Genomic DNA, 15,442 nt, shown 5'->3' with positions numbered 1-15,442 from the left:
GTCACAGGATCAAATCACGCAGTTCATCAGGCATGGCGCCCGGTTGTTGAATAGCAGCCAGGTCAGCTGCGGAAACAGCATCCCAGGCATCTTCGTCCCACAATTGGAACTTGTTCAGTTGGCCCACCAGCATTGCGCGCTTGTCGAGCTTGGCGTACTCGCGCAGACGCGGTGGCACCAGGAAACGACCACTGCCATCGAGTTCAAGGTCGACGGCATTACCAATCAGCAAACGCTGCAGGCGGCGGTTTTCTTCACGCAATGAAGGCAGAGCGCGCAACTTGGTTTCAATCAACTCCCACTCATCGAGGGGGTAAACACATAAACAAGGGTCAACGGCGTCAATCGTGATGATTAACTGGCCTGAACTTCGCGAAATGAGCTCGTCACGATACCGGCTCGGCATGGCGAGACGGCCTTTTGCATCGAGACTGATAGCGTTAGCTCCGCGAAACACAGATGCGTTTCTCCAAATTTTAGCGTTTTACGTTCAAAAAACCCACTTTGTGCCACTTTCCGCCACTTGCGCACACTATAGGAATGCGCCCACCACACCGTCAAGGCACGGATTCAAGGAAAAGCCTTACAGAACGGAGATTTAGGAGTGTAAAAGGAGGAGAAACGAGAGTTTGGCGATGTTTTTGACTCAACAACCGCAAATAGCTCATAGAGCTATGGCTTAAAGTTAAAGTGATTTATTAAGAGTAAGATTTTTTTGGTATTACGAAGATGCATCTGCCAATGATTCGGCAGGGAGGGATTCTTGCGTTACTACCGGTTTTCTGCCCGAGATTCGGACAAAAGGAAAAAGGTGGAGAGTCGATCTATAAGCCGGGTTCTGTCTTGAACAGTCATTCGTCTACGATGGCCATCACTGGACATCTTTAGCAACCTACCCGGTCCCAGCGCGGGCCACGCCTTGGGACCCTATTTGGTCTTGCTCCAAGTGGGGTTTACCTAGCCACGAACTGTTGCCAGTCGTGCGGTGCGCTCTTACCGCACCTTTTCACCCTTACCGGCACCGAAGTGCTTAGGCGGTTATTTTCTGTGGCACTTTCCGTAGGCTCACGCCTCCCAGGCATTACCTGGCACTTCGCCCTATGGAGCCCGGACTTTCCTCCCCCCCCTAATTCTCATAGAGGGCAGCGACTGTCCAATCGACTCTCCGCCGCGCAGGTTAACGGCACGGCGGGCTTAGGACAAGTAATAAAAGTTCAGAATGGCCATCACGTTCAGACGAAATACAGGCTCGCCCCCGGAACTATTCGGCTTTCTGTTTATCCAGCGCAACTTGATACAGCACGTTTTTACGCAGACCGGTAATTTCCGCCGCCAGCGCTGCGGCACGCTTGAGGGGCATTTCCTTGAGCAGTAAATCGAGGATGCGCATCGCCTCACCGCCGACAGCCTCCTCATTTTCCGGCGCAGTCCAGCCGGCGACCAACACCACACACTCGCCACGCTGCTGGTTGCTGTCACCCTCGACAAAGGCACGCAATGCCTCCAACGGCAGCCCCTTGAGGGTCTCGAACGTCTTGGTCAGCTCGCGAGCAAGCAGCGCCAGGCGCTCACCGCCAAACACCAGCTCCATATCCTCCAGACATTCCAGGATGCGATGCGGAGCCTCGTAGAAAATCAACGTACGCGGTTCTTCCTTCAATGCTTGAAGACGAGCACGCCGCCCGACCGCCTTGGCCGGTAAAAAACCTTCGAAGATAAAACGGTCCGACGGCAAGCCGGCGGCAGATAAAGCGGCAATCAACGCGCACGCACCCGGAACAGGCACTACATTGATACCAGCGGCACGCGCCTGACGGACCAAATGGTAGCCGGGGTCGGAAATCAGCGGCGTGCCCGCGTCGGAGATCAATGCCACGTCATCCCCCGCAAGCAGACGGGTGATGAAGCGGCTGCCTTCTTCGCGCTCGTTGTGTTCATGGCACGCAGCCAGTGGCGTGCTGATACCAAAATGCTGCATCAAACGCTGGGAGTGACGCGTATCTTCCGCCGCGATCAGCTTGACTTCGCGCAACACCTTCAACGCCCGGGCACTGATGTCGTCCAGGTTGCCAATGGGCGTCGCCACCACAAAAAGCGAGCCAGCAGTGGAATTCAAAGGACCTGGAGCAGTCAAAACGCACACCTCGATGGTTGGCAAAAGCCATATTGTAGCGCGTAGGCGCTTCGAAAATACGCCATCGCGATGGATGCGTTTCAAGCCATCAACGACCGATTGCAACATTTGCACGACCTAAATCGACGCTTTCACGCCAGTAACATCGCGCCTGAGCCAGTGCTTGGGTACAATTCCACGCTAATTTGATCGGTATCAGGAACACTTACATGATCGCTTGCCTGCGGCTGCTCTCCGCCCTCTGCCTCGCTGCCCTCCTGGCCGCTTGTGCCAGCTCGCCCTCGTCCAGCCTTGGCGACCTGCCCCGGACTCCGGATGCCAGTATCGAGCAACTGCTCGAACAGGCAACCACCGCCAAGACGCCAGAAAAGGCCGCATTGCTGCGCCTGAGTGCGGCTGACCTGGCGTTCCACCAGAACAACCCTGGCCGTTCGTCGCAGATTCTTGCGCAGGTGCCGCTGGATGTCCTGAAACCGGCCGCACAGATATTTGCCAGCACCCTGGCCGCTGAATTGGCTATGACCCGCAATCAGCCCAAGGCTGCACTGGCGGCGTTGAACCACCCCAGCCTGCAAAACCTGAAGGATCTGCCGCCAGACCAGCAGATTCGTACCGGCACCGTGCATGCCCGCGCCTATGAAGCCGATGGCCAGACCCTGGCCGCCGCTCGCGAACGCGTCGCCATGGCCCCACTGCTCAGCGGCGACGCCGCCAAGAGCAACCACGAAGCGATCTGGGTGTTGATTGCCGCGCTGCCGGCCGATCAGTTGCAAGCCAGCGGCAACCCTGTATTGGATGGCTGGATCACACTTGCCCAGGCCGTCAAGGGCGCCGGTACCCTGGAACAGCAACAAGCGGCTATCGATACCTGGCGCGCGCAGAACCCGGGACATCCAGCGGCAGTACAACTGCCCCTGCCGCTGACCAAGCTCAAGGAACTGGCCAGCCAGCCCCTGAACAAGATCGCCCTGCTGTTGCCGCAGGAAGGTCCGCTGGCCTCGGTCGGCAAGGCGCTGCGCGAAGGCTTTATGGCCGCGCACTACCAGGCCGAACAGGCCGGACAGAAGCCACCGGTAATCGAGTTCTACGACAGCTCGCGCCTGAACTCCCTTGACGAGTTCTACGCCAAGGCCCAGGCCGCCGGTGTGCAACTGGTGGTTGGCCCACTGGAGAAGCCGCTGGTCAAACAACTCAGCGCACGCCCGCAACTGCCGATCACTACCCTGGCACTGAACTACAGCGAGGCTGAGCGCAGCCCGGCCCAGCTGTTCCAATTCGGTCTGGCCGCTGAAGATGAAGCCCGCGAAGTATCGCGCCGTGCTCGTGCCGATGGTCTGCACCGCGCTGCCGCCATGGTTCCTCGTGGCGAATGGGGCGAGCGCGTCTACAAGGCCTTCCGCCAGGATTGGGAAGCCAATGGCGGCACCGTCGTCGGCGTTGAGTACGTCGATCAGCCCGTCGCCCTCGCCCAGCAGATCGCCGACCTGTTCCAACTGCGTAAAAGCGAAGGCCGTGCCAAGAGCCTGCAAAGCACCGTCGGTACTGACGTAGCCGCTCAGCCATCGCGTCGCCAGGATATCGAGTTCATCTTCCTGGCAGTCACCCCGCAACTGGCCCAGCAGATCAAACCGACCCTGAACTTCCAGTACGCCGGTGATGTGCCTGTTTATGCAACCTCCCACGTGTTCAGTGCCAGCGGTGACAAGAACCAGTACCTGGACATGACCAACGTCATGTTCTGCGAGACCCCATGGTTGCTCAACAGCACCGACCCGCTGCGCAATCAGGTCGCCGCGCAATGGCCGCAGGCCAATGGCAGCCTCGGCCGCCTGTACGCGATGGGCGTCGACGCCTATCGCCTGGCACCACGCCTGGGCCAGCTCAAGGCGCTGCCTGACACTCGGGTCGACGGGCTTTCGGGCAGTCTGGGCGTCAGCGCCAACCAGCGTGTCGACCGCCAGATGCCTTGGGCGAAGTTTGTCGGTGGCGACATCCAGCGCCTGCCGGACACACCGCGCTGATGCCCGAGCGGTCCAGCGCACAAAGCGGCAAGGATGCCGAACTTCAAGCTCTCCAGCATCTGCAACAACAGGGTTTGCGCCTGCTGGCGCAAAACTGGTTGTGTAAACGCGGCGAGCTTGATCTGGTCATGCTCGACGGCGATACAGTAGTATTCGTCGAAGTCCGCTACAGAAAACACGCACAATGGGGTGGCGCGCTCGCCAGTATCGACGGGCGCAAGCGTCAAAAGCTGATACTCGCTGCGCAGTTTTTCCTGCAAAAAGAGCATCGCTGGGCCGACTCTCCCTGCCGTTTCGACGTGGTTGCCATAGAAAGCACACCGACAGGCTTTGCTGGCCTGAATTGGCTCAAAGATGCCTTCGACAGCTGAATCACCGGACACCTTCACCACACACTTTTGCTCTTTGCATTGCGGGCTGCACATTTCCGTGCCAATCAGCCGCGCCACTTAAGGTCACACAGATGGACATGCAATCCCGAATTCGCCAGCTTTTCCAGGCCAGCATCGACACCAAGCAACAGGCGATGGACGTACTTGCACCGCACATCGAGCAAGCCAGTCAGGTCATGGTCAATGCCTTGCTCAACGAAGGCAAAATGCTTTCGTGCGGCAATGGTGGTTCGGCCGGTGACGCTCAGCACTTCTCCTCCGAGTTGCTCAACCGCTTCGAGCGTGAGCGACCGAGCCTGCCGGCCATCGCTCTGACCACCGACTCGTCGACGATCACCTCGATTGCCAACGATTACAGCTACAACGAAATCTTCTCCAAGCAAATCCGCGCCCTTGGCCAACCGGGCGATGTGTTGCTGGCGATTTCCACCAGCGGCAACTCGGCGAATATTATTCAAGCGATCCAGGCCGCACATGATCGCGAAATGATTGTCGTAGCATTGACCGGCCGTGACGGCGGTGGCATGGCCTCGCTGTTGCTACCCGAGGACGTGGAGATCCGCGTCCCGGCCAATGTCACTGCACGCATTCAGGAAGTCCACCTGCTGGCGATCCACTGCCTGTGCGATCTGATCGACAGCCAACTGTTCGGGAGTGAAGAATGACCGTTAAACGCCTCAGCCTTTTGGCCATGACGCTGTGCCTCGCCATCAGCGGCTGCAGCACGGCAATCACCGCAACACGTGACACCCCCATTCAGGACGATAAGGGCACTCGTACCTTTGGCAGCAAGATCGACGACTCGCTGATCGAAACCAAGGTCGAGGTCAACGTTGCCAAAGCCGCACCGGACCTGGGCAACGGTGCCTCGCGCATCGTCGTGACAAGCTTCAACGGCGTGGTCTTGCTGGCCGGCCAAACCCCGCGTGCCGACCTCAAGGCCCAGGCCGAACAAGCCGCTTCAAGTGTTCAGCGCGTCAAGAAGGTTCACAACGAACTGCAGGTAATGGACCCGATTACCCTGCTGGCCATCAGCAACGACGCCTTGCTGACCACCAAGATCAAGGCGCAGATGCTGACCGATAACGCCATTCCCGGCTCGCGCATCAAGGTCGTCACCGATAACGGCATCGTCTACCTGATGGGCTTGCTGACCCAGGCGGAGGCCACGCGCGCAGCCAACCTTGTGCAAGGCGTATCGGGTGTGCAGAAGATCGTGAAGGTGTTCGAGTACATCGATTGATGTAACCGACAGGCATAGAAAAGGGCGGCGTGCACTAAGTGCACGTCGCCCTTTTTTGCAGCCCGGGTTTATTGGTACTGCTGGTACGGATTACCCTGGAACTGGTTGTTCTGTTGGGGTGCCTGTTGCTGCTGGCCAGGCTGGCCGTATTGCTGACCAGGAATCGGACCGAGGTTGACCTCTACACGGCGGTTCTGGGCCCGGCCATTCACGTCGGCGTTGCTGGCAATCGGGTTATCCGGGCCTGCACCACGGGCGCTCAGGTTGGTTGGGCTGACGCCTTGAGACGTCAGGTAATTCGCTACGCTCTGCGCACGGCGCTGGGACAGGTCCATGTTCAACTGGCGGCTGCCGGTGCTGTCGGTGTAGCCAACAATCTGGATAGTATTCTGGTTGAACTGCTTGAGGGAATTGGCCAGATTGTTCAACGGCTGGTAGAAGCTGCTGGCGATCGCGTCAGAGTTGGTGGCGAAGGTAATGTTGCCCGGCATGATCAGCTTGATCTGATCACCCTGACGCTGAACCTCAACCCCCGTGTTGGCCATGCTTTCGCGCAGTTTCTTTTCCTGCTGATCGGCATAGTAACCATAACCTGCAGCACCAATACCGGCGACAGCCGCACCGATCAGTGCGCCTTTACCACGGTTGTTATGGTCGATGGCCGCGCCTGCCAATGCACCGGCCAGGGCACCCAAGCCACCATACTTGGCGGTCTTGCTCATACCGCCGGACTCATTACTTGCCTGTCCCTGGCTGCTGCCGTCATAAGGATTAGGTGAAGCGCAGCCGGATAAAAAGGCTACGGCGGTAGCGACAACAAGCAGACGACGCGGAGTAAACATGAAGGAAGCTCCTACTTTTGCATTCTATGATGCAGAGGACATTGGCAATGGACCTGTGCCGAGCTTGGAACACGACAAACGGTAAAAATTCCGTACCCGGCGCGCAGTGCTCTGAAGCAAGCGAGCACACTCAAACCCTAGCAGACTGTTGCTGAACCGTGATTGTCGATTTTTCCAGAAATGTCGCCGGAAAGTAGCCACTTGGTATCCAGAAGATCCGAAGGGCAAAGAAAGACAGGGACCACGTAAGCAGAAGCTCAACCGTTCACGGCGCATGTCAGGAAGAACGTAAAGTCGAGCCCGACGGGGAATCGGGCTCATATCGCTAACGAGGCGGCGCTTACAGCCCCATTGGTTCAGGCTGCAACTTTTTGAGCCGTCAGCGTCTTTTTCAACGATGCCTTCATGGCCAGCATTTCTTCACCCAGTTGTTCAAGCTGAGCTTTGCCCAGAAGCTTTTTAGCCTTGGGAAACATCTCGGTTTCCTCTTCCTCAATGTGATGTTCGAGCAATTCTTTAACCACCTTCACCCGCCCCGCGAACTCGGGGGACGTAGGATCAGTTGCCTTCAGATCGGGAAGGACGAGAGCATCGACTGTGCGGTGCTCCTCTTTTGCCTCATAGTACATCTCGGCTTCGTCTTTTCCACCGGCAGCCTTGAAGGCGGGATACAGAATCTGCTCCTCCAATTGGGTATGAATAGAAATTTCCATCTCCAATTTGTCCAGAAGATCAGTACGTTTCTTTACCCCGCGGTCAGTGGACTCACTCAGTTGGGTCAGGATGGCTTTCACTTTTTCATGGTCGGCTTTGAGAAGGTCGATGGCATTCATTTTATTACCTCATTATCACTATCACGGAATGGTTCAGCCGTTCTTTGTCGGCTATCTGCATACCTGTCTCGCATTTGCCGTGCCACATCCTTTAAATTTTAAAAACATTAATTTTCAATAAGTTATGCAGAATGATGGCAAGTTGCGCTCATGCACTTTGCCCGAGCGAGCATTGAGATGGTTGCAGTTAGCAACACTCCTGGATGCCCGAACTTTCCTGGTTAATCGCGCCCCTGGGCGGCCTTATTGTGGCGGCCTGTCAACGGAACGTCGTGAGCTGCCATCAATGCGTTTAGGCAGAATTCACAAGAAAGTCGAGGTTGCTGACAAGAGGCATGAATACCTGCAGATATCGATGGGAAGGACCACACTTAATCGCACTTTGATATCCGCAGGAGAACCTCCTAGACTGTCTCACCGCCTCGCACACCCCCTGTGCAATTTCGTTTAGTCCGCTGATAACGGACCTGATCGGGACACCGACATGCGCCTGCCAGATTTTATTTTAGAAAACCTCGAATCCATCTTGCAGTCTTGGGAAGACTTCGCACGAACGATTGAGACGCCAGGCGCTGACCTCAATCGCGCTGCATTGCGCGACCATGCGGAACAAATGCTGTTGGCGATCGTAACCGACTTGCGAACCGCGCAAACCGTACAAGAGCAAATTGAAAAATCTCAAGGCCTGGGGCCTGTGGCAATGCATCAAACAGCCGCGGAAACCCATGCGGTTACTCGGCTACTGGCGGGCTTCACCATTGATCAAATGGTCTCTGAATATCGAGCCCTCAGGGCGAGTGTGCTCAGACAGTGGATGAGCCAGGTTAAAACCGGTACGTCATTGAATATTGATGATATGACCCGGTTCCACGAGGCCATTGACCAAGCGCTCGCGGAGTCTATCGCCAGTTACTCCCGAGCGGTTGAAGCGTCGCGCAACGTTTTCCTGGGTGTTCTCGGCCACGACTTACGCACCCCGCTCGGCGCAATTCTGCTGGGCAGCGAAATACTCAAACATTCCCAGGGTCTTGAGGCGCGGGCCGCCAAGGTCGCTACCCAGATACATACCAGCGTTACACGGGCGAACCAGATCGTTGGAGATTTACTGGATCTGACACGCTGCCATATGGGGCCAGGCATTCCCGTCAACAAGACGGACCTGGATCTTTTACCGGTGTGCAGGAGAGTTGTGGACGAGGTCCAGGCGTTTCATCCTGAAGCCAACGTGTTATTTGTCGCACCGACTCCGGTTGTCGGCAAGTTTGATGGGCCACGATTGGAGCAAGTGTTTTCAAACATCATCAGCAACGCTGTGAATCACGGAAATATCCACTTTCCAATAACAGTGCAATTGTCGGTGGCAGAGGACGTCGCCGTCTTCAGCGTGCACAACAGTGGCGAGCCTATTCCTGAAGATGTCCTGCCGTTTATCTTCAACCCAATGGGACGTTTCTCCCAGCACTCTGCAACTGAAAGCGGACCTACCGAAGGGTTGGGCCTGGGCCTGTTTATCGCGTCGGAAATCGTGACATCCCATAAGGGTTCGATCAACGTCACTTCCGACTCAAAGCAAGGCACCACTTTTCTCGTAAAGCTTCCACTCACCGAGTGAACCCTTCGCCCAGTGGGCGGAGAGCTGCGGGCAAGGCAATGGGTAAACAAGCCCTGCATGCTGCGCCTGCGCAATCAAACGAGAGGGCGGCAGACGGCTCGGCAGAAAACCTGCTGAGTTTTCCGGGCTTGCCCCACCCCAGCGGCAAAAAATCATTGCGCGTTTTGCGGCAAGGCGTATAAGAAATTGTACAATTTTTTACTATTGTACAAGTATCAGTGAACAGCCTGTCACCCGTGCGCCCTTTCAGCATGGCTTCAGGTGTTCAGCCGCCTTATACGTTTCTTCCTTTCACTGGAACCGCTTGATGAAAGCACCTCACCGACTATTCCTCGTTCTGGGCGACCAATTATCTTTCGATCTTGCCTCGCTACAGGGATTGGATAAGGGGAGCGATGCCGTACTTTTCGTCGAGGTGATGGAAGAGGCCCGTCACGTACCTCACCACCCGCAGAAGATCGCCCTGATCTTCAGTGCCATGCGCCACTTCGCCGAAGCGTTGAGGCAGCGTGGAATGCAGGTTCACTACGTAACCCTGGATGACCCGCAGAACAGTGGGTCCGTGCCGAGCGAGCTGCAACGGTGGCAGTCACTGCTGGAACCCGATGAACTGCACGTCACCGAATGCGGCGATTGGCGCCTGGAGCAGTCGATCCGAGCGTGCGGCTTGCCGATTCAATGGCACTGCGATAGTCGATTTCTCTGTACTCGCGCCGAATTCTCCCGCTGGGCCGCAGATAAAAAGCAGCTGCGCATGGAGTTTTTCTATCGAGAAATGCGCCGGAAAAACAGGATCCTGCTCAATGGTGACGGCACCCCGGCAGGCGGCGCCTGGAATTTTGATGCAGCCAACCGCAAACCGCTGCCCAAGGGCGTGCGCCCCCCTCCGCCCGCCCGTTTCCCGCCAGACGCAATCACCCGGGAAGTGCTTGCCTTGGTGGCTGAACACTTTTCCAGCCACTACGGCACCCTTGATAACTTCGACTACCCGGTAACGCATGCAGACGCGCAGGCGCTGTGGGATTATTTCCGCGATTGGGGGCTGGCGGCGTTCGGTGACTATCAGGACGCAATGGCCACTGATGAACCCTTTCTGTTCCATGCTCGTATCAGCGCCGCACTCAATATCGGCCTGCTGGATCTTCGCCAACTGTGCAACGACGTGGAGGCAGCGTACTGGTCGGGCACTGTCGCGCTGAATGCCGCCGAGGGCTTTATTCGCCAATTGATCGGTTGGCGGGAATATGTCCGGGGAGTCTACTGGCTGAGGATGCCCGACTACGCCAATGGCAATGTGTTCGGTAATACGAGGCCGCTTCCAGCGTTCTACTGGACAGGCGCTACCAAGATGAATTGCATGCGCCAAGCGATCAACCAAAGCCTGGAGCACGCCTATGCCCATCACATTCAACGGCTGATGGTCACAGGCAATTTTGCCCTCTTGGCCGGTATTGCACCTCCCCAGATATGCGAGTGGTACCTGGCGATCTACATGGATGCATTCGATTGGGTCGAGCTGCCCAACACGCTGGGCATGGTGATGCACGCCGATGGTGGGTATCTGGGCTCAAAACCCTACTGTGCGAGCGGTCAGTACATCAAACGTATGTCTGATTACTGTGGTACCTGTGCCTACAAGGTCAGTGAAAGCACCACCGAAGATGCCTGCCCCTTCAACGCGCTCTATTGGCACTTTGTGATGCGTCACGGCGACCTTTTGCGAGGGAATCAACGAATGAGCATGGTGTATAAAAATCTTGACCGCCTGACGGACGCCAAGCAGCATGCGCTCTGGCAGCGGGGGCAGATGTTGCTTGCCCGGCTGGATGCAGGTGAGTCTTTTTGAAAAAGTCTGAACTGCCGGTCAAAACCTGCGTGTCTTGCGGCCTCACATTTGCCTGGCGAAAGAAGTGGGCCCGCTGCTGGAATGAAGTGCGCTACTGCTCGGAGCGCTGCCGGCGCAACAAGGGTGTGTAGTGCTGCGCGTCCTGGTGATCGAGTGAGCCCCCATGGCTATAACTTGAAAGCACCGGGCGGCACCCTAGCCTATCAACCCCAATTCCTGCGCCCGTGCGACCGCCTGAGTACGCCGCTCCACCCCCAGCTTGCTGTTTATATGACTGGCGTGGGTCTTGACGGTATGCAGTGAAATAAACAGCCGATTGCTGATTTCCTGATTCGAACACCCTTGGGCGATCAGTTGCAGCACTGCCCTTTCACGGGCACTCAGGGTCTCTTGGGCAGGCGACGTTTCGGCCGGTGTAACCACGGGGAGCAGCGCCAGCAGACTCTGGTTCAACAGGCCATGGGGATCTTTGCCAAGCTGGTCGCGCATCCAGTCCGGGTAGTGTTCCAGCAAGCGCTGGAACGGTTGCAGTGCACCGCCGGCGCCCGCTTGCAGGGCTCGAGCGAGAATGGGCCGAGCCTTGGCTTCCTGGCCGCACTCCAATAGCAAGTGCGCCTGCTGCGTCAACGCCATCAGTGCGATCATCTGGCGCCCGCTGTTATGCGCCTGGTGCGCCAACGTTTCGAGCCGTCGCAGCGAGGCATCAGATTGATGACGAGTTGCATCCAGCGCGGCCTGTTGCAGCTCGATATGTTGCGGCAAGTGCGGATGAAACTCCGGCGCGGCTGCCGCATGCTCACCGTTATAGGTCTGCCCCAGGCGGGTCAGCCAGGCATCGGCCAGGTCAGTGCGCCCCTGGACCAGCCACAGCTCGCATTTGATCAGTGTGATCATCGCCAAGTAGTAGATCGGCGGCACATCCCATATATGCATCAGGCGCTCGGCCTCGGCCAGTTCGGCGAACGCCTTGGGGAAATCACCGCGTCGCCCTTCGAAACTGGCCAGCACGCAGTGCCCGATCAATACGCTGATATCCCGGCAGGCGCGGGCTTCCGCCAGCCCGGCCCGCAACCGAACAATGCCGGCTTCGGGCTGGTAACGCACCAGCAACAGATAACCTTCATACAGCGACAGTCGCGCCCGCACGGCATACAACCGCTGCGGCGCCAGGCCGTGCAAGCGCTGCAAACCCTGATGCACTTCGTCCAGCGAGCGCAGGATTTCGCCACGCGCCTGCAACACCCGGGCGCGATCGTAATGGGCCAGCGCTTCAAACAGAGGGTTGCCGACGCGTTGCGCCAGCTCCAGGGACTCTCGATTCAAACCGCGGGCCCGCCATAGGTCTGCATCGACGATGGCCAGGTTGGAGAGCGTGGACAGGCACATCAGGCGTTGGCCATAGCGCTTCTGCGGCAGGCTTTCCAACGCCTCGCTGCAATAGCGCTGAGTCAACTCGCGATCCCCGCGGCCACGGGCGATGATGCCACTCAATGCCAGCCATTGGGCCAGCATGGATTTCTGCGCGGTAGCCGACGGGGCCGGCAGGAAGCGACTGAGATAGCTGGACAAATCCTGCGCCGCGTCCAGTTGGCAGGCCAGGCCCAAGGCCCAGCTATACAACACGATCAGCCGTGGCGTGCTGATCAACAGGCTGTCGGGCAAGTCCATCTTCCAGCGCAACAACATACCCACATTCTGCTCGGCCAGCAGTTGCTCTTCCGACAGGTTTTGCACCAGGTTCGCCGCGACATCGAGATGGCCGGCCCGCAGCGCCTGCTCGACCGCTTCATCGATCAAACCCTGGGCATTGAACCAGCGGCATGCGCGCAAGTGCAGACTGGCCAGGGGCAACGTGGCGCTGCTGGCACGGCGGGTACGCAGCAGGTCGGAAAACAGATGGTGGTAGCGATACCAATGTCCCTGTTCATCCAAAGGCACCAGGAACACCTGATGGGCCAGCAGGTAGCGCAGGATTTCAGCGCTGTCATGGGCTTCGCGTACGGCATCGCACAGTTCGCTGCAAAAACGATCCTGCGGGGCCGTGTCATACAAAAATGCTTGAACCTCGACCGGCAGGCAGTCGATGACCTCCTCCAGCAGGTAATCACGGATCAGCCCTTCCCCACCGTGCAGGCTTTGCGGCAGCGCGCCTTCATTGCCGGCTTCGGAAGCCGCCAACAGCCAGAAACGCAGGCCGGCGACCCAGCCTTCACTGCGGCGAATCAGATTATCCAGGGCCTCCCCCCGCAAGGAGCTGCTATGGCGGTCCAAAACAGCCAGGGACTCATCGTGGGTCAGACGCAGGTCCTGCTCATGCAACTCCAGCAGGTGCCGCGACAAGCGCAAGCGCGCCAGATGCCAATCCGGGCGCTGTCGACTGGTGACCAATACCACCAGGCCATCAGGTAAATGATTGAGGAAAAATTGCAGGCAGCGATCCAGCACCGGCCCCTGGGCCAGATGGTAGTCATCCAGAACAAGCAATAAAGGCGCCTGCGTGGAAAGGTGCCCCGTCAGTTCATCCAGCAAACCATCCAGCCACTCTTCGAAGGCAAAGGGTTGGTGGCGTTGGCGCATTTTCAGCAAGCCGAGGGACTGGGCACCGAGCTGCGGGAAATATTGCTGCAAACCGTCGAGCAGACGCTCAAGGAATCGGCCGGGGTCGCTGTCCCGGGGGCTCAACCCCAACCACAGGCTTTGCCAATGCGTCGGCAAGGCCTGGCAGAATTCAACCGCCAACGAGCTTTTGCCGAACCCTGCCGGTGCGCTGACCAGCAGCAATCGTCCCTCCAGGCCGGCGCTCAAACGCTCGCACAAGCGCGGTCGCAGCACGTAGCCATCAGGCAGCGGCGGCCGGTAGAAGCGCGCTTCCAGCGTCGGAATCACTGCGCTTGCTGGCCTTTGGATTCGGGACAGATCAGTCATCGCCGGGCTCTTTTGGAAGGCTGTTGTCGGCATTGCAGATGTCCGCAGACTAGCGGTAAAAGCCACAGGTTTGTAGATCTTTGCAACATTTGCCTGAAAAAGAACTGCGACAAAAAATGTGAAAGGGGGCTTGCCCCCGGTGGCGGAGGATCAGCCAATGCAATGATTGACTGTCACACCGCTATCGGGAGCAAGCCCCCTCACACATTGTCGAGCGGCTACAACTTAGCGAACACCGTCCTGGCGCAGGGCCGCGGGTGTGAAATCGCTGGTGGTGGCGGTGAAGCCGAAGTCATACGCCTGCTTCTCTTCGTTCTTCATGCCCAAGGCCAGGTAGCGGCCGGACTGCAGGTCATAGAGGGTTTCCAGGGCGTACCACGGCACTTGCTTGTCGTAGTAGTTCTCGGCATGGGCTTCGGCGACGCGCCACAGTTGGCCACGGCCGTCGTAGTGGTCGATCACTGCCGCTTGCCAGGTATCCTCGTCGATGAAGAAATCACGCTTGGCGTAGATGTGGCGCTGGCCCTCCTTCAACGTGGCGACCACGTGCCAGACGCGGCGCAGCTCGTAGCGTGCCAGGTCTTGGTTGATGTGCCCGGCCTTGATGATGTCGGTGTACTTGAGCTTGGGATCGTCGACCTTGTAGCTGTTGGAGGCGATGTAGATTTCTTTCTTGCCTTCCAGTTTCCAGTCGTAGCGGTCCGGGGCACCGTTGTACATGTCGAGGTTGTCGGAAGTACGCAGGCCGTCGGCGGCAGTGCCCGGCCCGTCATAGGACACTTGCGGCGCCCGACGCACACGGCGCTGACCGGCGTTGTAGACCCACGCCGAACGCGGCTCCTTCACCTGGTCCAGGGTTTCGTGCACCAGCAGCACGCCACCGGCCAGGCGCGCCGGCGCAGTCACTTGCTGCTTGAAGTAGAACAGCACGTTGCCCGGGTTTTTCGGGTCGTAATCCTTCATTTTGTCGCGGAACACGAACTGGTCCCTGAAGTACACCAGGCTGAACGAACCATTGGTTTGCGGCGTGGCCTGGGTGACCAGGCGGGTCACGCTGCCGCCACGATAACGGGTGATGTGGTTCCAGATGACTTCCACGCCGCTTTTCGGGATCGGGAATGGGACCGCCGTCTCGAAGTTTTCCAGGCCGTTGCCACCGGAAACGAGGTTGGTTTGCGTGGCGTTCTTCTTGATGGAGGCAAATACCGCAGCCGGCACGGTCGCGCCGCGATGGGTCGGGTAGACCGGCATTTTGAAAGTGTCGGGGTAACGCTTGAACATCGCGTACTGCCCAGGCGCCAGCTTGTCTTTGTACTGCTCGACGTTCTGCGCAGTAATAACGAACTGCGGCTGTTCATTGGCGTACGGGTTGGCCAGGAAACCGCGGGCATCCACGGCACCGGCATTGGTGGGCAGCGGCGACCATTTCGGGATGGTGCCCGCCGCATTACCGGCCATTTCCGCGCCCATCGGCGTCAGGGTGGTGCCCAGTTTGGCGGCTTCATCGGCCGATACCGCGGCCATGGCGTTGCCCGCCAGGATCGACAGCCCCAGCAAACCCAGGTGCAACAGACTTTTTGTTATTTGCATATTC

The 15,442-nt window shown here is 58.1% G+C and carries 13 protein-coding genes and 1 other RNA gene; 7 read left to right on the top strand and 7 right to left on the bottom strand.

Going from position 1 to position 15,442, the window contains the following annotated elements:
* Position 1: 1 nt before the first annotated feature.
* The 3 genes from mraZ to rsmI all read right to left on the bottom strand — a co-directional run bounded on the left by mraZ (position 2) and on the right by rsmI (position 2,134).
* Positions 2-457, bottom strand: coding sequence for a division/cell wall cluster transcriptional repressor MraZ (mraZ, locus tag M5B97_RS16500; RefSeq protein ID WP_003171868.1), 456 nt, complete (start codon positions 455-457; stop codon positions 2-4).
* A gap of 354 nt (positions 458-811) precedes the next feature.
* Positions 812-1,165: RNase P RNA component class A (gene rnpB / locus M5B97_RS16495), an RNA gene on the bottom strand.
* A gap of 96 nt (positions 1,166-1,261) precedes the next feature.
* Positions 1,262-2,134, bottom strand: coding sequence for a 16S rRNA (cytidine(1402)-2'-O)-methyltransferase (rsmI, locus tag M5B97_RS16490; RefSeq protein WP_248732032.1), 873 nt, complete (start codon positions 2,132-2,134; stop codon positions 1,262-1,264).
* 209 nt (positions 2,135-2,343) lie between these two features.
* On the opposite strand from rsmI, the gene M5B97_RS16485 reads away from it, so the two are divergent.
* The 4 genes from M5B97_RS16485 (at position 2,344) to M5B97_RS16470 (ending at position 5,790) form a co-directional block, all read left to right on the top strand.
* A complete protein-coding gene (locus tag M5B97_RS16485) occupies positions 2,344-4,155 on the top strand; it encodes a penicillin-binding protein activator (RefSeq protein ID WP_248732031.1) in 1,812 nt (603 codons plus the stop codon).
* Positions 4,155-4,526, top strand: coding sequence for a YraN family protein (locus M5B97_RS16480; protein ID WP_248732030.1), 372 nt, complete (start codon positions 4,155-4,157; stop codon positions 4,524-4,526). The genes M5B97_RS16485 and M5B97_RS16480 overlap by 1 nt, the downstream gene beginning before the upstream one ends.
* 92 nt (positions 4,527-4,618) lie before the next feature.
* The gene (locus M5B97_RS16475; RefSeq protein WP_007904374.1) at positions 4,619-5,212 is read left to right on the top strand and encodes a phosphoheptose isomerase; all 594 of its coding nucleotides are present in this window, start codon (positions 4,619-4,621) and stop codon (positions 5,210-5,212) included.
* Complete coding sequence (locus tag M5B97_RS16470) at positions 5,209-5,790, top strand: BON domain-containing protein (protein ID WP_123714628.1); 582 nt, start codon at positions 5,209-5,211, stop codon at positions 5,788-5,790. Before M5B97_RS16475 ends, M5B97_RS16470 begins: the two co-directional genes overlap by 4 nt.
* A gap of 68 nt (positions 5,791-5,858) precedes the next feature.
* Here the strand turns inward: M5B97_RS16470 and M5B97_RS16465 are convergent, their stop codons facing one another.
* A complete protein-coding gene (locus M5B97_RS16465) occupies positions 5,859-6,632 on the bottom strand; it encodes an OmpA family protein (protein WP_134658611.1) in 774 nt (257 codons plus the stop codon).
* Positions 6,633-6,988: 356 nt separating this feature from the next.
* The gene (locus tag M5B97_RS16460) at positions 6,989-7,465 is read right to left on the bottom strand and encodes a hemerythrin domain-containing protein (RefSeq protein ID WP_123714627.1); all 477 of its coding nucleotides are present in this window, start codon (positions 7,463-7,465) and stop codon (positions 6,989-6,991) included.
* 484 nt (positions 7,466-7,949) lie between these two features.
* On the opposite strand from M5B97_RS16460, the gene M5B97_RS16455 reads away from it, so the two are divergent.
* From M5B97_RS16455 to M5B97_RS16445, 3 genes are all read left to right on the top strand, one after another.
* Complete coding sequence (locus tag M5B97_RS16455; protein WP_248732029.1) at positions 7,950-9,077, top strand: HAMP domain-containing sensor histidine kinase; 1,128 nt, start codon at positions 7,950-7,952, stop codon at positions 9,075-9,077.
* 307 nt (positions 9,078-9,384) lie between these two features.
* Complete coding sequence (locus tag M5B97_RS16450; RefSeq protein ID WP_248732028.1) at positions 9,385-10,923, top strand: cryptochrome/photolyase family protein; 1,539 nt, start codon at positions 9,385-9,387, stop codon at positions 10,921-10,923.
* On the top strand, positions 10,920-11,054 hold the full coding sequence (locus M5B97_RS16445; RefSeq protein ID WP_134658617.1) for a DUF2256 domain-containing protein: 135 nt from the start codon (positions 10,920-10,922) through the stop codon (positions 11,052-11,054). Before M5B97_RS16450 ends, M5B97_RS16445 begins: the two co-directional genes overlap by 4 nt.
* Positions 11,055-11,118: 64 nt before the next feature.
* Here M5B97_RS16445 and M5B97_RS16440 read toward each other — a convergent pair whose 3' ends face one another.
* Both M5B97_RS16440 and M5B97_RS16435 read right to left on the bottom strand, forming a co-directional pair.
* Entirely contained in the window at positions 11,119-13,848 is a 2,730-nt protein-coding gene (locus tag M5B97_RS16440; protein ID WP_248732027.1) for a LuxR C-terminal-related transcriptional regulator, read from the bottom strand.
* A gap of 225 nt (positions 13,849-14,073) precedes the next feature.
* Positions 14,074-15,438, bottom strand: a complete 1,365-nt coding sequence (locus tag M5B97_RS16435) for a DUF1329 domain-containing protein (protein ID WP_248732026.1) — start codon at positions 15,436-15,438, stop codon at positions 14,074-14,076.
* Positions 15,439-15,442 lie beyond the last annotated feature (4 nt).

This window comes from Pseudomonas sp. MWU13-2517 (genome assembly GCF_023242545.1).
Classification (GTDB): Bacteria; Pseudomonadota; Gammaproteobacteria; order Pseudomonadales; family Pseudomonadaceae; genus Aquipseudomonas.
The sequence above is the reverse complement of the archived record's forward strand: the minus strand, read 5'-3'. Positions and strand labels throughout refer to the sequence as shown.